The 24,510-nt window shown below is 67.0% G+C and carries 21 protein-coding genes and 1 pseudogene; 12 read left to right on the top strand and 10 right to left on the bottom strand.

Features of this window, described 5'->3' with window-relative positions:
* Positions 1 to 2 precede the first annotated feature (2 nt).
* The 3 genes from MUG98_RS17110 to MUG98_RS17100 form a co-directional block, all read right to left on the bottom strand.
* Positions 3 to 476 (bottom strand): DUF7384 family protein, encoded by a 474-nt coding sequence (locus MUG98_RS17110; protein WP_265108641.1) that lies wholly within the window; start codon positions 474 to 476, stop codon positions 3 to 5.
* A gap of 168 nt (positions 477 to 644) precedes the next feature.
* A complete protein-coding gene (locus MUG98_RS17105) occupies positions 645 to 1,742 on the bottom strand; it encodes a putative sulfate/molybdate transporter (protein ID WP_265108640.1) in 1,098 nt (365 codons plus the stop codon).
* Between the two features lie 180 nt (positions 1,743 to 1,922).
* Positions 1,923 to 2,792: a dihydrodipicolinate synthase family protein gene (locus tag MUG98_RS17100; protein ID WP_265108639.1), complete on the bottom strand. Its 870-nt coding sequence runs from the start codon at positions 2,790 to 2,792 to the stop codon at positions 1,923 to 1,925.
* 104 nt (positions 2,793 to 2,896) lie between these two features.
* On the opposite strand from MUG98_RS17100, the gene MUG98_RS17095 reads away from it, so the two are divergent.
* Positions 2,897 to 3,955, top strand: coding sequence for an AIR synthase family protein (locus tag MUG98_RS17095; RefSeq protein ID WP_265108638.1), 1,059 nt, complete (start codon positions 2,897 to 2,899; stop codon positions 3,953 to 3,955).
* A gap of 26 nt (positions 3,956 to 3,981) precedes the next feature.
* On the opposite strand, the gene MUG98_RS17090 is transcribed toward MUG98_RS17095, so the two are convergent.
* On the bottom strand, positions 3,982 to 4,869 hold the full coding sequence (locus MUG98_RS17090; protein ID WP_265108637.1) for an MBL fold metallo-hydrolase: 888 nt from the start codon (positions 4,867 to 4,869) through the stop codon (positions 3,982 to 3,984).
* 133 nt (positions 4,870 to 5,002) lie between these two features.
* On the opposite strand from MUG98_RS17090, the pseudogene thiD reads away from it, so the two are divergent.
* From thiD to MUG98_RS17060, 6 genes and pseudogenes are all read left to right on the top strand, one after another.
* Positions 5,003 to 5,794 (top strand): annotated as a pseudogene (gene thiD, locus MUG98_RS17085) (bifunctional hydroxymethylpyrimidine kinase/phosphomethylpyrimidine kinase); the annotation flags it as partial.
* A gap of 17 nt (positions 5,795 to 5,811) precedes the next feature.
* Positions 5,812 to 6,783 carry an LLM class flavin-dependent oxidoreductase gene (locus tag MUG98_RS17080; protein ID WP_265108636.1) on the top strand — a complete coding sequence of 324 codons (972 nt, stop codon included), beginning with the start codon at positions 5,812 to 5,814 and terminating at the stop codon, positions 6,781 to 6,783.
* Between the two features lie 50 nt (positions 6,784 to 6,833).
* Positions 6,834 to 7,163: a tRNA-binding protein gene (locus MUG98_RS17075; protein WP_265108635.1), complete on the top strand. Its 330-nt coding sequence runs from the start codon at positions 6,834 to 6,836 to the stop codon at positions 7,161 to 7,163.
* Positions 7,164 to 7,264: 101 nt separating this feature from the next.
* Entirely contained in the window at positions 7,265 to 8,410 is a 1,146-nt protein-coding gene (locus MUG98_RS17070) for a LolA family protein (RefSeq protein WP_265108634.1), read from the top strand.
* 191 nt (positions 8,411 to 8,601) lie between these two features.
* Positions 8,602 to 10,023, top strand: coding sequence for an APC family permease (locus tag MUG98_RS17065; protein WP_265108633.1), 1,422 nt, complete (start codon positions 8,602 to 8,604; stop codon positions 10,021 to 10,023).
* On the top strand, positions 10,020 to 10,754 hold the full coding sequence (locus MUG98_RS17060) for a universal stress protein (RefSeq protein ID WP_265108632.1): 735 nt from the start codon (positions 10,020 to 10,022) through the stop codon (positions 10,752 to 10,754). The genes MUG98_RS17065 and MUG98_RS17060 overlap by 4 nt, the downstream gene beginning before the upstream one ends.
* A gap of 106 nt (positions 10,755 to 10,860) precedes the next feature.
* Here MUG98_RS17060 and MUG98_RS17055 read toward each other — a convergent pair whose 3' ends face one another.
* A complete protein-coding gene (locus MUG98_RS17055) occupies positions 10,861 to 11,649 on the bottom strand; it encodes a universal stress protein (protein WP_265108631.1) in 789 nt (262 codons plus the stop codon).
* A 157-nt stretch (positions 11,650 to 11,806) separates the two neighbouring features.
* Here MUG98_RS17055 and mutS point away from each other — a divergent pair, with 157 nt between their 5' ends.
* The 3 genes from mutS to MUG98_RS17040 all read left to right on the top strand — a co-directional run bounded on the left by mutS (position 11,807) and on the right by MUG98_RS17040 (position 16,260).
* Positions 11,807 to 14,491: a DNA mismatch repair protein MutS gene (gene mutS, locus MUG98_RS17050; protein WP_265108630.1), complete on the top strand. Its 2,685-nt coding sequence runs from the start codon at positions 11,807 to 11,809 to the stop codon at positions 14,489 to 14,491.
* 174 nt (positions 14,492 to 14,665) lie between these two features.
* A complete protein-coding gene (locus MUG98_RS17045) occupies positions 14,666 to 15,331 on the top strand; it encodes an SOUL family heme-binding protein (RefSeq protein ID WP_265108629.1) in 666 nt (221 codons plus the stop codon).
* A 131-nt stretch (positions 15,332 to 15,462) separates the two neighbouring features.
* Entirely contained in the window at positions 15,463 to 16,260 is a 798-nt protein-coding gene (locus MUG98_RS17040) for an SDR family NAD(P)-dependent oxidoreductase (RefSeq protein WP_265108628.1), read from the top strand.
* A gap of 297 nt (positions 16,261 to 16,557) precedes the next feature.
* Here MUG98_RS17040 and MUG98_RS17035 read toward each other — a convergent pair whose 3' ends face one another.
* Positions 16,558 to 17,640 (bottom strand): class I SAM-dependent methyltransferase, encoded by a 1,083-nt coding sequence (locus MUG98_RS17035; RefSeq protein WP_265108627.1) that lies wholly within the window; start codon positions 17,638 to 17,640, stop codon positions 16,558 to 16,560.
* A gap of 6 nt (positions 17,641 to 17,646) precedes the next feature.
* The gene (locus MUG98_RS17030) at positions 17,647 to 17,817 is read right to left on the bottom strand and encodes a DUF1059 domain-containing protein (protein ID WP_265108626.1); all 171 of its coding nucleotides are present in this window, start codon (positions 17,815 to 17,817) and stop codon (positions 17,647 to 17,649) included.
* 239 nt (positions 17,818 to 18,056) lie between these two features.
* Here MUG98_RS17030 and MUG98_RS17025 point away from each other — a divergent pair, with 239 nt between their 5' ends.
* Both MUG98_RS17025 and mutL read left to right on the top strand, forming a co-directional pair.
* A complete protein-coding gene (locus tag MUG98_RS17025) occupies positions 18,057 to 19,019 on the top strand; it encodes a winged helix-turn-helix domain-containing protein (protein ID WP_265108625.1) in 963 nt (320 codons plus the stop codon).
* Positions 19,020 to 19,352: 333 nt separating this feature from the next.
* Complete coding sequence (gene mutL, locus MUG98_RS17020) at positions 19,353 to 21,611, top strand: DNA mismatch repair endonuclease MutL (RefSeq protein ID WP_265108624.1); 2,259 nt, start codon at positions 19,353 to 19,355, stop codon at positions 21,609 to 21,611.
* A 27-nt stretch (positions 21,612 to 21,638) separates the two neighbouring features.
* Here mutL and MUG98_RS17015 read toward each other — a convergent pair whose 3' ends face one another.
* The 3 genes from MUG98_RS17015 to MUG98_RS17005 form a co-directional block, all read right to left on the bottom strand.
* The gene (locus MUG98_RS17015) at positions 21,639 to 22,544 is read right to left on the bottom strand and encodes an acyl-CoA thioester hydrolase/BAAT C-terminal domain-containing protein (RefSeq protein ID WP_265108623.1); all 906 of its coding nucleotides are present in this window, start codon (positions 22,542 to 22,544) and stop codon (positions 21,639 to 21,641) included.
* Positions 22,545 to 22,709: 165 nt separating this feature from the next.
* Positions 22,710 to 22,907, bottom strand: coding sequence for a hypothetical protein (locus MUG98_RS17010; RefSeq protein ID WP_265108622.1), 198 nt, complete (start codon positions 22,905 to 22,907; stop codon positions 22,710 to 22,712).
* Positions 22,908 to 23,076: 169 nt separating this feature from the next.
* A complete protein-coding gene (locus MUG98_RS17005) occupies positions 23,077 to 24,354 on the bottom strand; it encodes an MFS transporter (RefSeq protein ID WP_265108621.1) in 1,278 nt (425 codons plus the stop codon).
* Positions 24,355 to 24,510: the final 156 nt, after the last annotated feature.

The raw sequence follows: 24,510 nt of genomic DNA, 5'->3' as shown, positions 1-24,510 counted from the left end.
GATCATGCCCGCGGATCCCGATCGGGCCCCGGATACGAGCCACCCTCGACGGCCTCGTAGAGACTTTCGGGATCGAACAGCTGGGCGAACGCGTCCGGCGGCCGGACGCTGACGGACACCCGGGGTTGGAGGGAGAGGCCGGCTTTCGCCGACCGGAGGCGTTCGTCGTAGGAGAGCAGATGGGCCGCGTTGCCCTGGTAGGCCGAGGCCAGCGCCGGGTGATCCTCCTCCGGGTGATCGACCGCGATCCGATCGGCTGCGAGACGGTCCCGATGGGCGGCCGCGAGGTCCGGGTCGGCGAGCCGCGCGACGACGCGTTCCGTCCGATCGAGCAGCGAGTCGCTCGCGACGAGTTCGACCCAGGAGTGGCGGCGAACGTGATCGAGTGCCTCGCGGGCCGCCCCGCCGACGAGCAGGTCGGCCGCCAGCACGTCCGCGTCGGCCACGACGCGGGCCGCGTTCGACCCCTCAGCCATCGATTCCATCCTCCAGTTCGTCGCACGCCTCCCGGACGGCCTCGAGGTCGACGTCGTACTCGCGGCTCCGATCGAACAGGTCGCTCCAGCTCGCGGTCATCGGCGGTGGTTGGACGCGCGGGGTGAAAAAGACCGTCCGTCTCGCAGCGCCGTGGTCGCCGGAGACGGCTATCGATCGAGCAGCCAGAACGCCACGGCGCCGAGCCCGAACGCGACCCCGACGTTGACGACGACGCCGACGAGGCCGACACCGGCGACGAGGGCGATCGATTGCGCATCGCTGACGGGGTCGAACGCGGCCCGGCCGAGTTCGAGGGCGACGACCACGAGCAGGACGCCGAGCAGCGCGAGCGGGAACGCCGCGAGGAGAGCCCCCGCGGCGACCAGCGCGAGCGCGAGGTAGCCTACGCCCAGCAGGACGTTCGCACCGCCAGTACGAGCGCCGAAGGCGTACTTGCCCGCGAGGCCGCCGCTGCCGTGGCACATCGGGATGCCGCCGATCGGGATCGCCGCCAGGCAGGTGACGCCCATGCTCTGAGAGAGGGCGTCGGCCGAGACGTCCCGGTCGTAGAGATCCCCGCAGAGCAGCGCCGTCGCGATTGCCGCGTTGCCGATCGTCATCCCCAGCTGGGCGACGGTGCCCTCGAGTGCAGCCGCGTTGAGCGTCGGCGTTCCGGCCGGGAAGAGGGTGGCCCGCGGGACCGTCGGCGTCGGAACGCCGGTCGTGGCGACCGCGGCGAGGCCCCCGAGCCCGAGGACGACCAGGACGCTCGACTGGCGATAGCCCGCGAGCGCGAGCGTGGCGACGATCGCGAGCCCAGCCGCGGCGATCGGGACGTTCTCCAGCGAGAGTCCGATCGCGGCCTGGAGCAACAGCAACGCGACGGCGAACTGGACGCCGCGAACGACAGGTTCGCCGACGACCCGCTGGAGCCGATCGACGAGGCCGAGACGGCCGATCGAGAGCAATACCCCGCCGGCGAGCAGTCCCGCGGCGGCCAGTTCGGGATAGGAGAGCGAGCCGACGATCGCCAGCCCGACCAGCGCCTTCATCGGCTCGACGGACAGCGGCAGGCCGTAGTGAAGGCCCCAGACGATCTGGAAGACGCCGAACCCCACGAGGACGTGCGGGAGCGAGACGGTCGTCGTCGCGGCGAGCGCCACCAGCAACGGGAGGACCGTAACCGAATCACCTAGCGCTCCCGTCAGTTCGGTCGTCGAAAATTCGATCGCCGAACCGGGCTCCAAACGGGGCGAGTACGCCATCTACCACCGCTATGTCCGGTGACCACTTCATCGTTTTCAGAAACCAGTATCGTTTTCGTTTCCCGGATACGTCGGGGGAATCGGTTACGTGACGGGGCGATCGGGACGTGACGGGGCGACCGAATCGTGACGGACGATCGGGTGGACGTCGGGTGATCGATTCCGCGGCCGGGCGATCGACTACCCCTCGATCGTCTCCGCGAGAACCGATTCGAGGTCGGCGACGGCCGCGTCGTCGAGCGGGCGAAGCGGTCGCCGGGGCGTCCCGACGGGCCGTTCGCGGAGCGAGAGCGCGGCCTTCACGCCGGGGACGCCGTAGCGGGCCGTCACGGCCCGGTTGAGTTCGACCAGGTCCATGTTGCGCGATCGTGCCTCCGCGGCGCGATCGTCCCGGTGGGCGCGGTAGATCGCGCTCGCCCGTTCGGGTGCGACGTTCGCCACGGCGAGCACGCCGCCGTCGGCACCGATCGCGAGGCCGGCCGCGTAGACGCTGCCGCTCCCGACCAGGACCGAAAACTCCTCGCCGCGGGTCAGGCGGACGAGTCGCTGGAGCGATTCGAGGCTCCCGCTGGAATCCTTGATTCCCGCGATGTCGTCGTGAGTCGCGAGCGCCGCAGCCGTATCCGGCGAGAGCGCGCGGTCGGTGAACTTGGGGACGCTGTAGAGGTAGATCGGGATCGGCGACGCGTCGGCGAGGTCGCGGTAGTACGCGGCGAGTACCTCGTCGTCCGACCCGTAGTACGACGGCGTGACGACGAGCGCAGCGTCGGCTCCCGCCTCCGCGGCGCGTACGGTCGTCTCGAGCGTCGGGTCGAACCCCTCGTGACCCGTTCCCGCGACCACGGGGAGATCCGTCGCCTCGGAGACGATCTCGACGAGCCGTACGCGTTCGTCGGGCGTCAACAGCGGCGCTTCGCCGGTCGAGCCACAGGGGACGAGGAAGTCGATTCCGGCGCCTTCGAGCCAGCGGACGAGGTCGGTCAGCGTCGACTCGTCGATCGATCCCGACTCGTCGAACGGCGTGACGATCGGCACTCCGGTTCCGTGCATGGCCGCGGCTACGACGGCGGTGGGTAAAGGCGAGTGGGAATCGATCCGGCGACGCTGGCGACGGGACCAGCACACTCATGATCGATCGACGAAACCCTTCGCGTGTGAGCGACCTCGGCAAGATCGATCGGACCTTCTTCGACCGTCACGTCGCGCCGAACCTCGGCGCGGATCGCAGCGACGTCCGCCTCGGTCCCAGCCACGGCGTCGACTTCGGCGTCCTCGATATCGGCGGGCAGGCGCTGGTGACCGCGACCGACCCGGTGTCGATCCTGCCATCGATCGGGTTCGAGCGGGCGGCCCGGTTCGCGCTGGATCTGATCCTCGCCGACGTGGCCGTCAGCGGCGTCTCCCCCTCGCACCTCTCGATCTGTTTTACCCTCCCCGAGGCGATGACCGACGACGAGTTCGCGACGGTCTGGGAGGCGATCCACGCGGAATGTGCGGCCCTCGGCGTGGCGATCGTCACGGGCCACACGGCCCGCTACTCGGATTCGTCCTACCCGTGGGTCGGCGCGGCGACCGCGATGGGCGTCGGCGACCACGACGCCGTCGTCCGGCCGGACGGGGCCCGCGAGGGCGATCGACTCGTCCTGACGACCGGCCCCGCCGTCGAGGCCGTCGGCCTCCTGAGCACGCTCTTCCCGGAGCAACTCGACCTCCCGGACGACGTGATCGCGGCCGCCCAGGATCGACTCGACGAGGTGTACGCCGTCCGCGACGCCCTCGCCGCCGCGGCCGCGGGTCCCGTGACGGCCGTGCACGACGTCACCGAGGGCGGACTCGCCGGCGCGCTCAACGAGATGGCCGACGGTGCCGGCGTACGGTTCGCGATCGATCGCGATCCGGTCCCGATGCGACCCGGCGTTCGCGAGGTGTGTGACGCCCTCGAGATGGACCCCTGGGCGGCGACCAGCTGCGGCTCGCTCGTGATCGCGGTCGACCCCGACGGCGTGGACGACGTGCTCGCCGCCCTCGAGGATCGGGGAACGGTCGCAGCCGAGATCGGACGCGTCGAGTCGATCCCGGACGGGGGGAAAGACGTACCGGACGACCGCGGAGACGCGGACGCCGGCGGGGAGGTGCTCGTCGACGGCGATCGGCTCGAACACCCGGGCGTCGACCCGTCGTGGGCGGCCTACGCCGAACTCGCGGGCGAGTAACGGTCTTCGCTCCGGGTACGCCGACGTTACGACTCTTCCAGGTACTTCAGCACGCCGGCGACGTCGCCCTCGAGTCCCACGCTGCCCCACTCCGATCGGAGTTCGTTGGCGATCGCGATCGGATCGTCCGTGTCGAGCCGCTGGGCGGCGTCTTCGACCGCTTCGACCCACCCCGGGAGCGTGCGCTCGTAGGTCTCGAGCCGAGCCATCGCGTCGGATGCGACCCCGAAGTGTGGGTAGCAGTTCACGGCCGGTTCGAGGGTCTGCAACCGCTCGACGGTTGCGACGGCGTCTTCGAGGTCGAAACTCGGCGGCTGGGTCGTCGGATAGACGTCGCCGTCGAACAGCATCCCCGCGGCATCGGCGGTGAACAGCACCCCCGTCGTCTCGTCGAAGAACGCGGCCTGGTGTGGTGCGTGACCCGGCGCGTCGTGGACCGAGAGCGATCGATCGCCGAGGTCGATCGAATCGCCGTCGCCGAGCGCCCGGGCCCGATCGGCGGGGACGAGGTCGGGGTCGCCGTACGGTTCCGGCATGCCGATGGCCTTCTCGACGCCCCGTTTCAGCTTCTCGAGCAGGTCCGGGTCGGTGAGGTAGTCGATCCCGCGCTCGTGACAGTGGACGGTGGCGTTCGGGCACGCGGCCGCCAGTTCGCCCGTGCCGCCCGCGTGGTCGAGGTGGACGTGCGTCGGGATCAGGTGCGCGAGGTCCGCGCGATCGATGTCGAGTTCGTCCAGCGCGGCGAGGACGGCGTCCGGCGTGGTGTTCGCCGTCCCGGTATCGATCAGCGCCGGCTGCGGTGTGTCCAGAAGGTAGACGGCGAGCTGGCCGGCCTGGTGGAACATCCGACCGTCGACGCGGTAGACGTCGTCGGTCCCGGGAACGAGTTCGACGTCGGGATCGAGATCGGTCACGGGGCGACGATCGCGCTACGGCGACTTGAAACTACTGTGCCGATCGACGTGTTCGCGAGTTCGATCCGGAATCGTGGCTTCGGTCATTGATCGGACCATCACTGCTTTGTATAACCGCCGAATATTCTCGTCCATGAAGACGCCAGTACCCGAAACGCGTCCCGTAGCGCTGACGATCGCGGGCAGCGACTCCGGCGGCGGGGCCGGGATCCAGGCGGACCTCGCGACGATGGCGACCCACGGAGTCTACGGCACGTCGGCGATCACCGCCGTCACCGCCCAGCACACCCGCGGCGTCGAATCCTCGTTCGTGCTGCCGGTCGCGGAGGTCGCGGCCCAGATCGACGCGGTCACGGACGACTTCGCGGTCGGCGCGGCCAAGACCGGGATGCTCGCGACGACCGAGATCGTCGAGACGGTGGCCGACTACGCAACCCGGTTCGAGTTCCCGCTGATCGTCGACCCCGTCATGGTCGCGACGTCCGGCGATCGGCTGCTCGAACCCGAGGCCGAACGGGCCTACGAGGACCTGATCGCCGAGGCGACGGTCGTCACGCCGAACACGGACGAGGCAGACGTTCTGACCGGCATCGCGGTCGAGGATCGATCGAGCGCGCGCGAAGCGGGCGACGCACTCCTCGAGATGGGTGCCGACGCCGCGCTGGTCAAGGGCGGCCACGTCCCCGGCGAGACGGTACGGGACGTGCTCGTGACGGCCGACGACGCGACGACGTTCGAACACGATCGCGTCGACACCGATGCGACGCACGGCTCTGGGTGTACGCTCGCGGCCGCCGTCGCGGCCCGACTGGCCCGTGGCGAGGAACTCGACACCGCCGTCGAGGGCGCGACTGACTTCCTCGCCCGCGCGATCGAGCACCACTACGACGTCGGCCGGGGTCCCGGCGCGGTCAACCACTCCGTAACAGAGGACGCGGGCGAATGAGCGGGCTCGGTGCCGACGTCGGCGTCATCCTCCCCCAGTACGGCGCCGACGTTGGAACGGTTCGCGACGTCGCGATCGAAGCCGAGACCCGGGGCTACGACGCGGTGTGGCTCGAGGATCACTTCCAGTCGTGGATCGGCGACCCTCGTCGCGGCGCTCACGAGTGCTGGACGACCCTGGCTGCGATCGCCGAAGCGACCGATCGAGTCCGCGTCGGCACGCTGGTCACGAGCCAATCGTACCGACATCCCGCGCTGCTGGCCAAGATGGCGACGACGGTCGATCACGTCAGCGACGGGCGTCTCGACCTCGGTCTCGGGGCGGGATGGTACGCCGACGAGTACGAGCGCTTCGGCTACGAGTTTCGGGACCCTCCGGCGGAGCGGATACGACGACTCGCCGAAACGATCGTGATACTGCGAGGGCTGTGGACGAACGAGACGTACAGTCACGAGGGCGAGTATCTCGACGTCGACCTCGCGGACGCGTTCTGCGAGCCCCGGCCGGTGCAGGACCCGCACCCGCCGATCTGGGTGGGTGGCGGGGGAGAGGAGTTCACCCTCCGGTACACCGCCGAACTGGCCGACGGCTGGAACTACGGCACCCTCGAGCCCGAGGGGTTCGCGGAGAAACTCGACGTGCTGGGCGACTACTGCGACGCGCGGCGGTTCGAAGAGATCGACAAGTCCGCCGAACTGTTCGCCTTCGTCGGCGAGACGACCGACGCGGCCGAGGAGAAACGGGAGCGGTTCAGAGCAGAGTACCTGCCCGACGAACCGAGCGACCCCCGCGAGTTCTTCCTCTCGGGCTACGTCGAGTCGGCGCCGACGGGGACGCCGGCGGAGATCCGGGAGCGACTCGACGAGTACGTCGACGTCGGGATCGAGACGTTCATGCTCGCGATTCCCGACACGACGGCTGACGGCGACCAGAGCCTATCGCTGCTGGTCGACGGTCTGCTCGACTAACTCGCCGTCACCCGAACGATCTTTTCCCGTCCCAATCGATATCGGGGAACATGGTCGAGAATCCGTTCGACGTCGAGATCCGCGTGGGAGAAGTGCTCGAGGCCGAGTCGTTCCCTGAGGCGAACAAGCCGAAGATGACCAAGCTCTGGATCGATCTGGGCGACGAGTTCGGGGAGATCCAGTCCGCCGCCCAACTGGATCACCACTACGACCCCGCGGACCTCGTGGGGCGGCAGGTCCTCTGCGCGACGAACCTCGGCTCGGTCCGGATCGCCGGGTTCAAATCCGAGGCGCTGACCGTCGGCGTCCCCGACGAAGACGAGTATCCGGTCCTCGTCGAACCCGACGAGGACGTGCCGCTCGGCGGGCTCCTGTTTTGAGCGACTGCCCGACTCGAACGAGCCGTCCCGAAACGACCAGCCTGCATCACGGCCGATCGTGAAAACAACTAACTTATAACCGATCGTGAATATCACCCTCCATGAACCGCCGTCGGTTGCTCGCAGTCGGCGCGGCCGTTGCGCTTGCCGGCTGTTCGACCACCGTCGAGCGCAGCGTCGATCCCGAACCCGAAGATCTGATTCGCGACGCCATCGAGACGCGTACCGGCGTCGACTCGATCGCTGGTCGCCGGACCGTCACCGCCACCGCCGACGATGGAGGGATGAAGCGGACCGAACGCGTCTACGAGCGGCCACCGGCGAAAAAGCGGCTCGAAGTGCTCGACGCGACGAACACCACGGTTTCGCCGGGAGCTGTCTCGGTGACGACCCGTCCGGTCACGTGGGAGTACGAGCCGGGCGCGAACGAAGTCACCAAACGTCACCACCCACACCGGGTGTTCGCCGATCGGGTACGGCTCGTTCTCGAGAACTTCCTCGAGGAGTGCTGTCTCACGTACGACGGGACCGAAACCGTCGCCGGGCGGAAGACACACGCGATCGAGGTCGCGCCACCGGCCGACGCGGACGTCAAGCGCTCGATCGACGTCCTCGTGGGGGACACGAGGTACGTCATCCCGCTGGAAGAGGTTCCACAGGAGGAACTCGACGACGCCGAGGTGACCCGGCGGCTCTACGTCACCGACGAGGAGCGGTACCCGGTCAAGGAACGGAACGCGGTCACCGCCGGAAACACCGAACTCCACAGCCTGACCGCCGCCTTCGAGGAGGTGACGATCGACGGCGACCTCGACGACGGGGTCTTCCAGTACGAGCCGCCGGCCGACGCGACCGTCACCGAAACCGGGCTCGAACCCGAGGGAATCTACGACTCGCCCGCTGCCGCCGAAGCCGTCGCCCCGTACGATCTCCCGGAGCCCGACCTTCCGGAGCCGTACGAACTCGATCGGGTCACGGTGGTCGAGATGCCGGACGTGACGACGACGACGCTGTGGTATCTCGATCCGGAGTGGACCGAACGGGAACTGTACGTGAGTGTCCGCGACGAGCAATCGTTCAACGAGGACGTCCTCGAACGCGTCGATATCAACGGTCACGACGGCTACTATCGCGACGGTCGCATCGAGAGCGTCTTCTGGAACTGTGGCGGCCTGAGTTACGAGGTCTCGAGTCCGGACGTCGCCGAACCGGTCGTCGAGATTGCGGCGACGATCGACTGTGACTAGCCCGAACGGTCGCTCCCGTCGACGGCGATGTCGCGATAGCGGTCACGGGATCCGATCGGCTCCCGACGGTGCGGAGGCCGATCGATCGGTTCCACGGGACGATCGGTGCCGTGGGAGTCCCGAAGCCCCGTCGATCCGGGCCGTGTGAACACTCGGTAAACATAACTGGCGTTGCGAGAGAGAGAGTAACTATGAGCGGCGAGTCGTCGGTGAGCGAGGGGACGAACGTCGAAGGCGAGGCTCCCGTCGTCGAACCGACCGTCGAGACGGACGACGCGACGATCACCGACGAGTCGGAACTCGAGCGGACGCTCGGTCTCACCGGCGGACTCGCGATCGGAATCGGGACGATGATCGGGGCCGGTATCTTCGTCTTCCCCGGGCTCGCGGCCGGTCGGGCCGGTCCTGCCGCAGCAGTCTCGTTCTCGATCGGGGCCGTCGTCGCCCTGCTCGTCGCGTTGCCGACCTCCGAACTCGCGACGGCGATGCCCAAGAGTGGCGGCGGCTACTACTTCATTTCGCGCGGTCTGGGCACGCTTGCGGGAGCCGTCGTCGGCCTCTCGCTGTGGTTCGGGCTGGTGTTCGCGACGGCCTTCTACCTCGTCGGGTTCGGCTACTACGCCGTGGACACGCTCGCAGAACTCGGAATCGCGGTCGGTGAGGGACTGGTCATCCCGATCGCGCTGCTTTTCGGCGCGGGGTTTACCGTCCTGAACGTCACGGGGACGGAGAACGCGGCGAAGCTCCAGAACGGCGTCGTCGCGCTGTTGTTGTCGATACTGATCGTGTTCCTCGGATACGGTGGACTCGAGTCGGTCGGGCTCGTGGGCGACCCGGCGGCGCCCGAGCGGTTCGCGCCCTTCGGCGCGATGCCCGTCTTCACGACGGCCGCACTCGTGTTCACCTCGTACCTCGGCTTCGCCCAGGTGGCGACCGTCGCCGGCGAGATGAAAGATCCCGGCCGGAACCTGCCGCTTGCGATGGTCGGTTCGGTGCTCATCGTGGGCGTCCTCTACGTGGTGACGATCTTCGTCGCGACCAGCGCGTTCGGGAGTGAGACGCTTTCGGGGTTCGGCGAGACGGCGATGGTCGAAGTCGGCCGCGACTACCTCGGCCCGATCGGGGCGTTCGCGATCGTCTTCGGCGGCCTGCTCGCGACGATGTCCAGCGCCAACGCGTCGGTTCTCAGCACGTCTCGGGCCATCTACGCCGTCTCGAGGGACGCCCTCCTTCCGCGGCGGGCGAGCCGGATCAACCTCCGGTACGGCACCCCACACACCGCGCTGGGGATGGCCGGCGGGCCGATCCTCGTGCTGACCGCGACCGGGCGCGTGGAACTCCTCGCCGAAGTGGCGTCGTTCCTGCATCTCATCATGTACGGGCTGATCTGCGTCGCGCTGATCGCACTGCGGCGAAACGAGCCGGAGTGGTACGATCCCGACTTCCGGGTGCCGGGCTACCCCGTCGTCCCGGCACTCGGTGCGATCAGCAGCTTCGCACTGATCGGTTTCATGCAACCCGCATCACTGTACGTCGGCACCGGAATCATGATCGCGACCGCCGGGTGGTACGCGTACTACGCCCGGGACGTCACTCTGAAGGGGCAACTATGACACGGATACTCGTTCCACTGGCGATACTCGAGGGGGAATCGGTCTCGGCCGGATTGACGTCGCTGCTCCAGCCGATGAACGTGACCGTGCTGGGCTATCACGTCGTTCCCGAGCAGACGCCGCCGGACCAGGCACGATTGCAGTACGAAGAACGGGCGACCGACGCGCTCGAGGACCTCGCCTCGGAGTTCGGAGCAGAGGACGGGACCGCCGAGTACCGCCTCGTGTTTACGCACGATCGAACACAGACGATCGATCGAGTTGCCGCGGAGACGGGGTCGGACGTCTACGCCATCAGGGGCGCGACCGGCCCCGTCGATCGCCTCCTCGTGGCGCTGACGGGCGACGTCGCCGTCGAACGGATCTGTTCGTTCGTCGCGGAACTGATCGGCGATCGCGAGATCGGCGCGACGCTTTTTCTTGCGACCGACGACGAGGAGGGGGGGCGGGAACTGCTCGAGTTGGCCGCGACGCCGCTTGCTGATCGCGGGATCGACGTCCGGACCGAACTCGCGGTCGACGAACCCCCGTTCGAGGCGCTCCTCGACGCCGCGGCAGACCACGACGCCGTCGTGATGGGCGAACGGGCCCCGTCGCTCCGATCGCTCGTCTTCGGCGAGGAAGCCGACCGCGTCGCCGCCGGCTCCGTCGGTCCGGTGCTCGTCGTTCGACAGCGAGAAGACGATTCCGAGGAGTCCGCCGATCGGACGGCTAACGGCGACGACTCGTGACCGGTCTCGCGGATTCGGTCGGGATCGTGGTCCCCGAGTCGTCGAACCGGTAGAAAGCGGCCGGGATCACGGGGCGACGTCGCCGTCGTCGCGTTCCGCCGGCCGATCACGCATCCTCATCGTCTCGCACCACCGTCCGATCACTCTCGTCAGGCTCCTCCTCGTCCTGCTCGAGGTATTCCCCGCGGATCACGAGCACCGGATCGACCGTGTCCCTGGCCAGCGTCTCCGCCCGATCGCGGAAGATGAACCGGCGCACGGAGGGCCGGCTCTCGCCGGCAACGAGCAGGTCGTGATCGGCCGCGGCGTCGAGAATCGCCTGCGTCGGCGATCCGTCTACGGCGAGCGAGGTGTCGATCCGATCGCGGTCGACTCCCTCGTCGGCGAACGTGTCGACCGCGGCGTCGAGGAGTTCGGTGCCGCGGTCCCGATCGGCCTCGTCGGACACGACGTGAAAGAACGTCACCGTGAGTTCGGTGCCGGTGAGCAGCGTCCCGAGGAGTCGGGCGATGTACTCGAGGTTGACGTCGCTGCGGACGGCGACGAGCACCGATTCGAGAACCGGTGCGGGATTGAGCAGCAAGACCGCGTCGCACTCGGCCTCGACGGCGACGCGTTCGAACGTCTTGAGACGATCGTGGGTGAAGACGAGTCGGGACGTGACGTCGAGACAGCCGGCGTCTTCGAAGACGGTCACGAGTTCGTCGAGTTCGGCGCGGGCACGGTCCTCGTACTGCTCGCGTGCCTGGTCCGTCCCGGTCTGGTCGGGAATCTCTCGGTAGCCGAGCAGGACGACCGGAACCGACGCGAACGCATCGACGATCGTCTGGGGTACGCTTTCGCCGCCCAGGACGTCGATCGGGACGAGCACACGGTGGTCACGGGGGCGAGCCATTGTAGGCGGGTCGAAGGACGTACGACGGCGAGCGTAATAGAACCCCGTACGACCGCGTCGAAGAGAGTCACAGCCGCCGTCATGTGTACCGGTTCGGCGCGATCACTTTCACCGCGGATCCCGCAGGGTTTTTGTCGTGGCCCGCCAGTCACCGACCATGACCGAGGCGACGGGTATCGTCGGGGAGTTTCTCTCGCTCAAGGAGGGGACCGACGCCGACGTGCTGGCGATGCAGTGTGGCGACTTCTACGAGTTCTTCGCGGAGGACGCCGAAATCGTCGCCGACGAACTGGACCTGAAAATATCACAGAAGTCCTCGCACGGATCCTCGTACCCGATGGCCGGCGTGCCGGTCGACGACCTCACGCCCTACCTCAAGGCGCTCGTCGAGCGCGGCTACCGGGTGGCCGTCGCCGACCAGTACGAGACCGACACCGGCCACGCACGCGAAATCGTCCGCGTCGTCACGCCCGGGACGCTGCTGGAGACGACCGACACCGACGCACAGTACCTCGCGGCCGTCGTCGACGGGAGCGGCGGGGACTCGAGCGGTCGATCGGACGACGCCCGCTACGGACTCGCGTTCGCGGACGTGACGACCGGCCGTTTCCTCGTCGCGGAGGCCGACGACGCCGACGCGGCGCTGACGGAACTGTACCGGTTCGATCCCGTCGAGGTGTTACCCGGTCCGGCGGTTCGATCGGACGACGGCGTGCTGGGCCGGGTCCGCGAGCGCGTCGCGGCGACGCTGACGCTCCACGAGACGGAAGCGTTCGCGCCGAAGCGCGCCGCCCACGCGACCCGCGAACAGTTCGGCCGCGAGACCGTCGATCGGCTGTCGGTCGGCGAGGCGACGATCGCGGCCGCCGGCGCGATTCTCTCCTACGTCGAGGAGACCGGCGCAGGAGTGCTGGCCTCGATGACGCGCATCCAGGCCCACCGCGGCGACGACCACGTCACGCTGGACGCGACCACCCAGCGGAACCTCGAGTTGACCGAGACGATGCAGGGCGACGTCGAGGGCTCGCTGTTCGCGACGATCGATCACACCGAGACGAGTGCCGGCCGGCGGCTCCTGAAGGAGTGGCTCTGTCGGCCCCGCCGCTCGATCGAAACACTGGAACGGCGACAGGAATCGGTCGCCCGCCTCTCGTCGGCGGCGCTCGCCCGCGACGAACTGCAGGGCGTCCTCGGGGAGGCCGCCGATCTCGAGCGACTGGCCTCGAAGGCGACCCACGGGAGCGCCGACGCGCGGGACCTGCTGTCGGTCGGGGAGACGCTCTCGATCCTGCCCGCGATCGCCGAGACCATCGCATCGACGCCTGAACTAGCCGACTCGCCGCTCTCCGGGATCGTCGATCGACCCGATCGGGAGGCCGCCAGCGAACTCCAGTCGACGCTCGCGGAAGCGATCGCCGAGGACCCGCCGTCGACGGTGACCCAGGGCGAACTCTTCCAGCGGGGGTTCGACGACGAACTCGACGAGGTGATCGAGCGCCACGAGGAGGTCAAGCAGTGGCTCGACAACCTCGCCGAGCGCGAGAAGCGCCAGCACGGACTCTCGCACGTGACCGTCGATCGGAACAAGACCGACGGCTACTACATCCAGGTCGGCAAGTCCGCCGCCGACGGCGTCCCGGATTACTACGAGGAGATCAAGACGCTGAAGAACTCGAAACGGTTCACGACCGACGAACTCGAGGACAGGGAACGGGAGATCCTCCGGCTGGAAGAACGTCGCGGCGAACTCGAGTACGAACTCTTCGAGGACCTTCGCGAGACGGTGGCAGCGAGTGCCGAACTCCTGCAGGACGTCGGCCGGACGCTCGCGACGATCGACGCGCTCGCGAGCCTTGCCACCCACGCCGCCGAGAACCGCTGGGTCAAGCCCGACCTGCACCAGGGCGATCGACTCGCGATCGAGCAGGGCCGGCACCCGGTCGTCGAGCAGACGACGGAGTTCGTCCCGAACGACGTGCGCCTCGACGACGACCGCGGCTTTCTGGTCGTGACGGGGCCCAACATGTCCGGGAAGTCGACCTACATGCGACAGGTCGCCGGGATCGTCCTGCTGGCCCAGATCGGCAGTTTCGTCCCCGCGAAGGAGGCCGAGATCGGACTGGTCGACGGCATCTTCACCCGCGTGGGCGCACTGGACGAACTCGCGCAGGGTCGATCGACGTTCATGGTCGAGATGAGCGAACTCTCGAACATCCTCCACACCGCGACCGCGGACTCCCTCGTGATTCTCGACGAGGTGGGCCGCGGGACCGCGACCTACGACGGCATCTCGATCGCGTGGGCCGCGACGGAGTACCTGCACAACGAAGTGCAGGCGAAGACGCTCTTTGCTACTCACTACCACGAACTGACCGGACTGGCCGAGAAACTCCCCCGCGTCGCCAACGTCCACGTCGCGGCGGACGAGCGGGACGGTGACGTCACCTTCCTGCGGACGGTTCGCGACGGGCCCACCGATCGCTCCTACGGGATCCACGTCGCCGACCTCGCCGGCGTTCCCGATCCCGTCGTCGATCGGGCCCGGGACGTGCTCGACCGACTGCGCGAGGAGAAGGCGATCGAGGCCAAGGGCGGCGGCTCGAACGAGCCCGTCCAGACGGTGTTCGACGTCTCGAGCGGCCAGTTCCGCGGTCCGGCGAACGCGGACGGCGGTTCGCGATCCTCGTCGGAGGGCCCCTCTGACGCCGGGAAACCCGAGGAGACGATCGATTCAGATACCGAACGGGTTCTCGAAGAACTCGAGTCGATCGACGTGAACACGACGCCGCCGGTCGAACTGATCGCGAAAGTCCAGGAGTGGCAGCGCCACCTGGAGGACTGAAGGGGCCGCCGATCGACGGCATCGAAGACGCGTTTTTCTCTGCACCCACTGTCACAGCGGTCGGTTGCGCCGCGATCCCAGTCGGCTCAGCGGGTCGTTCGAGCCGATACGAAACGCGGTATCTCGGTGGCACGCGACTGGCGAGTTTTTGCCGTTCGGGACCGTAGACGACGTATGCAAACGCGAGTCGCTGCAGTTGCCTCGGTCGTCACCGGCCTCCTCGCGGCCTGGATCGGCTGGGGGCTCTACGTGATCACGACGACCGAGCGCGTCCCGTCCGAGACGCTCGACCGCGACGGGCCGTTCGAACGTCGACGGTATCCTGCGACGGCGCTGGTCGAGACGACGGCTCCGGACGAGCGGACGGCGTTTCGACGCCTCTTTCGGTACATCGGCGGCGAAAACGGTGCGAGCGACGAGATTTCCATGACCGCACCAGTGACCACGAGTGCCCACGGGCGTTCGGCGACCGCACCGGGTCGATCGAGCCGTCGCGACGGCGAGTCCGTCGCGATGACCGCACCCGTTCGAACCGATCGGACGGGCGAGGCGGTGACGATGGGATTCTTCCTCCCACCGGAGTACACGCTGGAGACTGCACCCGCGCCGACCGACCCCGACGTGCACCTCGTCGTCGAGCCGTCCCGAACGGTCGCCGCCTACCGGTTCTCCTGGTACGCGACGCCCGCTCGCGTCGATCGAGCACGTGCGGCGCTGCTTGCGGAACTCGAGGAGCGGGGCCTCGAGCGTCGTGACGACCCGGTCGTGTTCCAGTACAACGATCCGTGGACGCCGCCGTTCATGCGGCGGAACGAAGTAGCGGTGACGATCGAGAACTGAGCGCGCGACGGAACCGAACGGGAGCATAGACCGTTCACTGGATTTCGGATAGGCTCGAATTTCGTACAACTCCACCGACAGAACTGCTTCCACCGGTAACACTATACGACGATGGACACCCAGTCCACACCATGTACGAACCGGACTTCGGCGTGGCGGGCGAGACCGCCATCGTCACGGGTGCGAGTCAGGGTATCGGACGCGCGATCGCCGAAACGCTCGCGGCGGGCGGCGCGAACGTCGCGATCTGTTCGCGATCGATCGATCGGGTCGGTCCGGTCGCCGATGAGATCAACGAAGTCGAGGACGCGGGCGAGGCGCTGGCCGTCGAGTGTAACGTCCGCGAGCGCGAGCAGGTCCAGGATCTCGTCGATCGGACGGCCGAGGAATTCGGCGACATCGACGCCCTCGTGAACAACGCCGGCGGGGAGTTCGTCGCGCCGTTCGAGGACATCTCGGAAAACGGCTGGAACTCGATCGTCGACCTCAACCTGAACAGCACCGTTCACTGCACGCAACTGGCGGGCGAGGTGATGCGCGAGGGTGACGGGGGCGTCATCGTCAACCTCTCCAGCGTCAACGGGCAGCACCCGGCACCCAACGAAAGCCACTACGGCGCGTCCAAGGCGGCGATCATCCGCCTGACCGAGACGCTCGCCGTCGAGTGGGCCGACGACGGCATCCGCGTCAACTGCGTCGCGCCCGGCCTGATCCAGACCCCCGGCGTCGCGGAGACGCTGGGGATCCGGAGCGAGCAGATGCCCGATCGGGACGAGACCGATCGGCGCATCGGTCACAGCGAGGAGATCGCCGACGTCGTCCAGTTCCTGATCAGTCCCGCCGCGTCGTTCATGAACGGTGAGACGGTCACCGCGAAGGGCGTCCCGCGGCCCGGCAACTCCTTCGACGTCGATCTCGGACTCGAATGAGCTATCAGTAGTTAGCAATACGGGTTCCTTATCTAGTGGGCTGAATCTGAATCGGCCGATTCGTCGTGTAGAGAGTGCGAACTGACCGCCGGGATTTCTGTCAGGGAAAGGGCATCTCCGTTGAGTCGTGCTGAGTAGCGGGCGCGTATTCACCACGTCCTGTAACCCGGTTCGTCTCGGAAGAGGCTCGACGAGAGCGTCACGCACGCCGAGACGCCGAGCCGACACGCGAGGCGTTAGATTCGCACGATCGATTTGACCAGTGACGGTCGACGAAACAATCGATCTTGGCTAATTCTAGGGCTTCGCTTCGAAGACCAGACTGGTCGGCGTCTCTGCCGCTCGGCGAAAGCGTGTAAATCCGCCTTCGGCGACGACTTCACGCGTCCGCTCCTCACCCGCTTGTGCGCCGAGACCGTAGCCGACATCCTGACTGAGCGAATTCGGCGTGCAGGCCACCGTCGAGATCGAGTACGCGAGGCGGCCGAACGGGGTCAGGTTGTCTTCGACCCGGTCCTCGGCATAGGGTTCGACGATCATCCACGCGCCGTCGTCGGTAAGCGTCTCCCGGACGTGGGCCGCCACACCGACGGGATCGCCCATGTCATGGAAGCAGTTGAACATCGTTACGAGGTCGTAGTCGGTGCCGTTGTACTCCCTCGCGGTCGCCACCTCGAAGTCGACGCGGTCGCTGACGCCCGCCGTTTCCGCCCGTTCGCGTGCCACCTCTATCGATGCCTCGTGATAGTCGATACCGACAACCGTCGAGTTAGGGTACGCTTCGGCCATGCGGATCGTCGGTGCGCCGTGTCCACAGCCCAGGTCAGCGATTCGCCCGCCCGCTTTCAGCGTGGCATCCATCCCGTCGAGCGACGCGATCCAGTCGAGCAGATAGGCCCCATAGGACGGTCCGAAAAAGCGTTCGGTGCCATGAAACAGGTCCTCGTCGTGTTCGTGCCAGCCGATGCCCTCGCCCGTTCGAAACGCTTCGCGGAGTTCGGGTTCGATCTTGGCCGCCGACGTGACCAGCTGGAACGCGCCTGGCATGAATACCGGACTCTCCTCGTTGGCTAAAACGTACGCCTGCTCAGGAGAGAGCTCGTAGCGGTCGGTCTCGGGATCGTAGGTCACGTACCCGCCAGCGGCCTGCGAGCGCAGCCACTCTCGGACGTAGCGTTCCGAGGTGTCCGTTTTCTCGGCCACCTCGGCGGACGTGAGCGGCCCAGCGTCGTCCAGGACCGCATAGAGTCCGAGTTCGTCGCCGATGACGGCCAGCGCGGCGTGGACCGTCGCGCCGAGATCGACGAGCGACGTTTCCACGAGTTCGTTCAGTTTCTGTTCGTTGATCGGGTCCGCGTCCGCTCGGGTTTCTGTCGTCATTGGTTCCTATACGATTTTCAGGTGTTCACTTCGGAGTTCCTCGTCCGTGTAGTCCTGCCCGTGGACGTCGCGCATGTGGGTTTTCGTCAGCTCGACCGCCTCTTCTTCGTTTTCCGATTGAACGATGAACCGACAATCGGCTGCTGCTTCACAATCCAGCCTGTGAGCGTGTGCCACTTCTGTCCACCTCCGGATACACCATTGCCAGCGATCGAAATAAGCGTAATTAGAACGACATTTCTATTGGAACGTCGATCGAACCGCGATTCTATAAACAAATCCACATACCGTTCCTCGCTCGATGCATCACGGGGAGGCTCCCCTCGTCAATCGTCGACGCCCTTTGATGGTCTCCGTCTTTGTGTCGTATGTTAACAAGGGGAAACCATCTTTACTGTCGTTCACGTCTACGGTGTATGGACTCCTCGAGTACGAGCGAACCAGTACGGCCGGACCCGTCAGCCGGAAATGAGGCGTTCCACCTCCTCTCGGACGGGACCAGACTCGCAATATTACAGGTTCTCTGGGAAGCATACGATCCCGCGGACCAGACGCCGATGCGGTTTGCCGAACTCCGCGAACGCATCGGCGTTGAGGATCCCGGCCGCCTCAACTACCACTTGAACGAGCTTATGGACCACTTCGTCCGGCGGACCGAAGACGGATACGAGCTCATGGATTCGGGAAAGCGGATCGTCAGAATGCTGCTTTCCGGCACCGCGATCGATGACCCGGAGATTGAACCGGTGGCGGTGGATATATCGTGCTGGTACTGTGGGGGGCAACCTGAGTGGAGCTACCGGGAGGGGTGGCGATATCTGGAATGTACGAACTGTGACGCTCGGTGTGTCGATACCTTTCCGCCCGGCGTCATCAGCAAGAACGAGTTCCCACCGTCGGGGTTACGGGGACGCACGCCGAACGAAATCAACGAAGCGGACCGGATCTGGGGCGCTCATCGACGAGCATCCGTGATGGACGGCGTCTGTCCGGAATGTGCGGGTGATATGCCCATCACCTCGGTCGGGATCTGCGACAATCACCGGCCGAATTGGGACGAGTACCAGTTCTGCGAGTCCTGCGGATCGATCTTCTGGATGCTCGTCTCACACGTCTGCGAGGCGTGTAAATATCAGTGGCGGATGCCGACGTTATTCTACCCGTCGAGACAGCCGGCGGTGATCGCGTTCTATTACGAGCACGGCATCGAATTCGACCTCGCCACGTACGAACAACGCGCGCACCTCCTCAGCTTCGAGGAGGAACTCCTCTCGGAGGACCCGCTTCGCATCCGCATCTCGATTCCGTTGGAGGACGAAGCGCTACGGCTCACATACGACGAACGGATGGAGGTGGTGGATGAGCAACGGCGAGGGTGAAAACACTGACTCAAGTGGCCGGTTGCCTATTTCTCGGTGGCTGGTGCTCGAATACCTGATTCTGTTGGACCGCCTCTGATGACCTGGTCGCGATGGTGAATACACCCTCTGTATTTAGCACGCCGCACCTGCCAGCTTTCGAACGACAGCGAGTCCCTGGAGTCGAGCGCTCGGGGCTTTCGTGGCGTTTCCATCGACCGTGTAGAACTCGCGACATCATCTGAACGCTATCGAGCGGTACGCGTAAGACCTAACCAGCCCCTTTCTGTACGAACTAGGGATGAGTCGATCGGGATCGCAGTCACCCGCGTTCGACGCGACTCGAATCACAGTATGAGCGACGACAGCGCCACACCACCGACCCCGGAGGAAACCGAGATTCACCAGTTAGACGAGGACACCGTCGCCCGGATCGCCGCCGGCGAAGTCGTCGAGCGGCCTGCCAGCGCGGTGAAGGAACTCGTCGAGAACAGCCTCGACGCCGGTGCCGAAAGCGTCGACGTGACCGTCGAGGAGGGCGGGACGGAGCTGATCCGGGTCGCGGACGACGGCCGCGGAATGACCGGAGCGGACGTCCGCGCGGCCGTCCGCCAGCACACGACCAGCAAGATCGACGGCCTCGACGACCTCGAGTCCGGCGTCGGAACGCTGGGCTTTCGCGGCGAGGCGTTGCACACGATCGGCTCGGTCTCGCGGCTGACGATCCGATCGCGGCCCCGGAACGGGGACGGGGCAGGAACGGAACTCGTCTCCGAGGGCGGCGACGTCGTGTCGGTCGAGCCGACGGGCTGTCCGGCGGGAACGATCGTCGAGGTCAAGGACCTCTTCTACAACACCCCCGCTCGCAGGAAATTCCTCAAGACGACGGCGACGGAGTTCGCCCACGTCAACCGGATCGTCACGCGCTACGCGCTGGCAAATCCCGACGTCGCGGTCTCGCTGTCACACGACGGTCGCGAGGTGTTCGCCACGACCGGGCAGGGAGACCTACAGGCCGCGGTCCTGTCCGTCTACGGTCGCGACGTCGCGTCCTCGATGATCGCCGTCGAGGCCGACGGTGACGACCTGCCGCCGGGGCCGATCGGATCGGTCTCGGGGCTCGTCTCGCATCCCGAGACGAACCGATCGAGTCGGGAGTACCTCGCGACCTACGTCAACGGACGCGCGGTGACGTCGGACGCGATCCGCGAGGGGATCATGGGCGCCTACGGCACGCAACTCGGGAGCGATCGGTACCCGTTCGTCGTCCTGTTTCTCGACGTCCCCGGCGACGCCGTCGACGTGAACGTCCACCCGCGCAAGCGCGAAGTCCGGTTCGACGACGACGACGCCGTGCGCCGGCAGGTCGACGCCGCGGTCGAACGCGCACTGCTCGAGCACGGCCTCCTGCGATCGGGTGCGCCGCGCGGCCGATCGGCTCCCGGCGAGGCCCGTCTCGAACCCGGGAGTGTCGAGGAGTCGACGGCCCGATCGGGGGCAGGTGACGGGGCGGAGACTGCCGGAGACGACTCCGACGTACGAGACTCGGCGCCCGGCGACGGTGTCGGCGACGAGTCGATCGACACCATGACCGCTGCGTCCACCCCGGACGACCAGCCGCCGCACTCTGACCCCCGGACGGGGTCCGACGGCGACGATCCGTCCACCCCGGATCCGGCGTCGGACGCGGGGATCGCCCGATCGGGCGCGGACTCGAGCGCGGCAGACGAGTCGATCACCGACAGCGAATCGGGAACCGATGGCGGTTCGGGTGCCGACGGCCGCTCGGGAGCCGGCGAGGAACCGAAGCGCCGGACACCGCCGACGCGTTCCACCGACGCTGGCGCGACGAACTCCGGTACCGACGACGCGTCGAGGAGTCGATCGGCAGCGGCCACCGATCCCGCACACGCCGCCGATCGAGCGCCCGAACGGAAGTTCGACGGGCCGACCGAGCAGCGGACGCTCACAGGCGAGGCGGCGACGGGCGACGAGACCGAGTTCGACTCGCTGCCGCCGCTGCGCGTGCTCGGCCAGGTACACGACACCTATCTGGTCTGCGAACTGCCGGACGGCCTCGCACTGATCGACCAGCACGCCGCCGACGAGCGAGTCAACTACGAACGGCTCCGTGATGCCTTCGCGGACGATCCGGCCGTGCAAGCGCTTGCCTCCCCCGTCGAACTCGAACTGACCGCCATCGAAGCCGAGGCGTTCGAGAGCTACACCGCAGCGCTCGAGCGACTTGGGTTCTACGCCGACCGGGTCGACGATCGGACGGTCGCGGTGACGACGGTCCCCGCGGTGTTCGCGGAGACGCTCGACCCGGAACAGTTCCGGGACGTCCTCGCGTCGTTCGTCGAGGGCGATCGCGAATCCGGCGCCGAGACGGTCGACGCGCTGGCCGACGAGTTCCTCGGCGATCTCGCGTGTTACCCGTCGCTGACGGGGAACACGTCGCTGACCGAGGGATCGGTTCTCGACTTGCTGGATGCGCTCGACGACTGCGAAAATCCGTACGCCTGTCCGCACGGTCGGCCCGTAATCGTCGAGATCGACGAGACGGAGATCGAGGATCGGTTCGAGCGGGATTATCCCGGTCACGGCGGCTGACGTCCCTGGATGCCGTATAAAACACTACTACTGGTGATTTCGATCGAGATACTCGAGCGTCGCCTGCCAGGCGCGGGCTGAGGCGTATCCGTTCGCCTCGTGTGTGCCTCCGAACCGGTGCGTCTCCGCCGGATCGGTGTCGCCCCGGAGCCGGTACGGAACCCGAATTGCGTGACCCGCGTCGGGAAACGAGAGATGCTCGAACGGCCAGGGATGGTCGTGCGCAGCGAGCCGATCAGTGACGCGTTCCGCCAGTAGCGTCGACGGCCACACGGTGTCGTTTCCGCCGGAGACGACCAACACCGGGCCGTCGATCGACTCGACGGGGATCTCGGCCCGTTCCTTCTCGGCGGCGGTCGAACGTTCGATCGCCAGCGATCCGGGATTCGGTTCCGGGACGCCGAGCGGTTCGTCGATGCCGTCATCCTCGTAGACGTACTTGTCGATGGGAAGATGCGGCAACGGCTCTCCGTCGAGCGTCCAGGTTGGCTCGCCTTCGCCGATGCCGTCCATCCAGGACGGAGCGGGCCAGACGTAGCAACTCGGAACGTACGCGGCGACGGCGCCGATCGCGTCGAAGTGTGATCCGACCAGAAGCGACGCTTCGCCTCCCCTGGAGAATCCGTCGACGCCGACCCGATCGCCCGCAACGTCGGGACGCTCGAGGAGCCAGTCGGCGGCGTTTCCGATCTCCTCCAGGGGTACTTCGAGCGGTCTGTCACGGACGCCGGGCGCCTCGAAGTACTCGACGCAAAACGCCGTGTAGCCGTGTTCGGCGAGCAGCGCCGCGTACGTCTGTTCGTACCCGCGGGCACCGCCGCCTCCGTGGAGGACGAGCACGCCCGGCGTCGGATCAGCGCCGAGACCCGGATAGAGTCGCCCGCGCACCGCGTCCGTCTGAACCGTCCTCCCGGAGACGAATTTTCTGCCCATGCGATCGCTTCAAACATGACACTAATTAATTATCTGGTACGCGTCGAGTACGACGTCCCCCGTATTCATCGGAGGCCGCGCACTACCGCCGTCACGACCGCCATTTCGGCGCGACGACGGGTGCGATCGCCGCCGATGCAACAGCGGTCCCGATCGCCCATCGACTCACTCGATCGTGCTGAACTCCTGCCAGATTCCGAGCAGGACGAGTAACAGGAGAAGGCCGAGGGCGCCGAGGACGATCGTATCGGCCACCCCGCCCAGCACCGCCTCGACGAGCCCGCCCGCCCAGCCCGTGATCAGAACGAGCAGGGCGGTGGCCGCGACGACGAGGATCAGCAGTCGATCGGTCAGTTCACTCATGGGTCGTCCTACTGCCCAGCGGAGGATAATCACCGAGCCTGCAGTCGAAGCCCGTCGCTCGCGGTGGTGTGATCGGCCGTGAATGGAACGTGCAGGGCCGAGCGTCGGATCCTGCGCTCGCGACGATCGCCCACCCGGCGCGTTCGGCCGATACAGCCGGGTCGATCGCTCAGTCGGCGCGTTCGTGCCGATACAGCCAGAGCGTACAGGCGAGCGCGATCGCGCCGGCGACGGTCGCGATCCCGAACGCGATCCGGTAGCCCGTCTCGGTGTAGACGCGAACGCCGCCGACGAGTTCGCCCGTCCAGTAGGCGTCGAGCGCCCACCCCATCACTGTGGGGAGCATCGCGGCGCCGAAAAAGGCCGCACCGTTGATCGTTCCGGTCGAGATCCCGCTCGCGCTGCTCGGATGGCGCTCCTTGACGATCGTGTAGCTGAGGACGAACGCCCCCAGCAGCACCCCGGTCAGGAAGAACGACGCGGCGACGACCCACAGTGGCGGGTTTCCGGTCGCGGCGATCACGCCGAGCGCGGCGACGAACGTGACGCCGCCCGCGACCATCAGGTCGACACGCCGTCCGAGCCGATCGGAAACCCAGCCGATCGTCGGCGGGCCGACGATGGTTCCGATCCCGCCCAGCAGGGTGAACACCGAGGCGTACGCGATCGAGACGTCGTAGGTCTGGACGACGTACGGGACGCCCCAGAGCCCGAACAGGGTGAGGTTCACGCCGGTCGTGCAGAACAGGAGGACGCTGACGACCCAGATATGGGGGTCCCGGAGGGCGGATCCGAGGTGCGCTCGAAGTTCCGCAGTGGTCAGCGAGGGCTGTCCCGGGACGCCTTCGATCGGATCGAATCCCGCGTCTTCCGGCGTGTCGCGGACGAGGACGTAGACCGCCACGGAGAAGGCGAGTCCGAAAACACCGAGCCAGCCGATCGCCGATCGCCAGCCGACGGCGCCGACGGCGAGAGCCAGCGGAGTCGTCGCGAGGACGCCGCCGACCCCGGAGACGGCGAACGTCAGCCCGCTCATCGTCGCGAACTCGTCGGCCCGGTACCAGCTCGCACAGAACCGGAGGAGACAGACGAAGATCACGCTCCCGCCGAGGCCGACGAGACTCCGGGCGGCCATCGCAGCGAGGTAGCTCTCCGCGAGCGCGAACCAGATCGTCCCGACGCTCATGACGAGTCCCCCCGCCGTCGCCGTCCGACGAGGGCCGACTCGATCGGCCAGAACGCCCGTGGGGATCTGCATGACCGCGTACACCCAGAAGAACGTCGCGTGAAGCGTGCCCAGCTCTGCGCCCGTGGTTCCGAACGCGACCATGAGGTCCTCGGCGAGCACGGCGGAGGAGAGCCGATTGACGTTGACGAGCAGGAAGACGACGCCCAGGATCAGCCACAGCAGCCACCGACGTCGGAGCGGATCGCGCCAGAGTCGCATTCGTGCCGGATCGCTCCCGGAGCATTGAAAACATTACACAAGCGGAAAGCCGAGCCGGGTTCCCCACCGTCCTCGTAGACGCGTCGCCGTCGTCGAGCCGTGTCCGTTCCGTAGCTCGACTCCAATCCCGATCCCGATTCCGACGACCATCGACAA

The organism is Halosolutus halophilus (assembly GCF_022869805.1).
Lineage (GTDB): Archaea > Halobacteriota > Halobacteria > Halobacteriales > Natrialbaceae > Halosolutus > Halosolutus halophilus.
This window is presented reverse-complemented; position numbering and strand designations above follow the sequence as displayed.

Excerpts from the sequence above, each read along its gene's own strand:
- MUG98_RS17110 (WP_265108641.1), bottom strand. The coding sequence starts at position 476 with ATGGCTGAGGGGTCGAACGCGGCCCGCGTCGTGGCCGACGCGGACGTG.
- MUG98_RS17105 (WP_265108640.1), bottom strand. The coding sequence starts at position 1,742 with ATGGCGTACTCGCCCCGTTTGGAGCCCGGTTCGGCGATCGAATTTTCG.
- MUG98_RS17100 (WP_265108639.1), bottom strand. The coding sequence starts at position 2,792 with ATGCACGGAACCGGAGTGCCGATCGTCACGCCGTTCGACGAGTCGGGA.
- MUG98_RS17080 (WP_265108636.1), top strand. The coding sequence starts at position 5,812 with ATGAGCGGGCTCGGTGCCGACGTCGGCGTCATCCTCCCCCAGTACGGC.
- MUG98_RS17075 (WP_265108635.1), top strand. The coding sequence starts at position 6,834 with ATGGTCGAGAATCCGTTCGACGTCGAGATCCGCGTGGGAGAAGTGCTC.
- MUG98_RS17070 (WP_265108634.1), top strand. The coding sequence starts at position 7,265 with ATGAACCGCCGTCGGTTGCTCGCAGTCGGCGCGGCCGTTGCGCTTGCC.
- MUG98_RS17065 (WP_265108633.1), top strand. The coding sequence starts at position 8,602 with ATGAGCGGCGAGTCGTCGGTGAGCGAGGGGACGAACGTCGAAGGCGAG.
- MUG98_RS17060 (WP_265108632.1), top strand. The coding sequence starts at position 10,020 with ATGACACGGATACTCGTTCCACTGGCGATACTCGAGGGGGAATCGGTC.
- MUG98_RS17055 (WP_265108631.1), bottom strand. The coding sequence starts at position 11,649 with ATGGCTCGCCCCCGTGACCACCGTGTGCTCGTCCCGATCGACGTCCTG.
- mutS (WP_265108630.1), top strand. The coding sequence starts at position 11,807 with ATGACCGAGGCGACGGGTATCGTCGGGGAGTTTCTCTCGCTCAAGGAG.
- MUG98_RS17045 (WP_265108629.1), top strand. The coding sequence starts at position 14,666 with ATGCAAACGCGAGTCGCTGCAGTTGCCTCGGTCGTCACCGGCCTCCTC.
- MUG98_RS17040 (WP_265108628.1), top strand. The coding sequence starts at position 15,463 with ATGTACGAACCGGACTTCGGCGTGGCGGGCGAGACCGCCATCGTCACG.
- MUG98_RS17035 (WP_265108627.1), bottom strand. The coding sequence starts at position 17,640 with ATGACGACAGAAACCCGAGCGGACGCGGACCCGATCAACGAACAGAAA.
- MUG98_RS17025 (WP_265108625.1), top strand. The coding sequence starts at position 18,057 with ATGGACTCCTCGAGTACGAGCGAACCAGTACGGCCGGACCCGTCAGCC.
- mutL (WP_265108624.1), top strand. The coding sequence starts at position 19,353 with ATGAGCGACGACAGCGCCACACCACCGACCCCGGAGGAAACCGAGATT.
- MUG98_RS17015 (WP_265108623.1), bottom strand. The coding sequence starts at position 22,544 with ATGGGCAGAAAATTCGTCTCCGGGAGGACGGTTCAGACGGACGCGGTG.
- MUG98_RS17010 (WP_265108622.1), bottom strand. The coding sequence starts at position 22,907 with ATGAGTGAACTGACCGATCGACTGCTGATCCTCGTCGTCGCGGCCACC.
- MUG98_RS17005 (WP_265108621.1), bottom strand. The coding sequence starts at position 24,354 with ATGCGACTCTGGCGCGATCCGCTCCGACGTCGGTGGCTGCTGTGGCTG.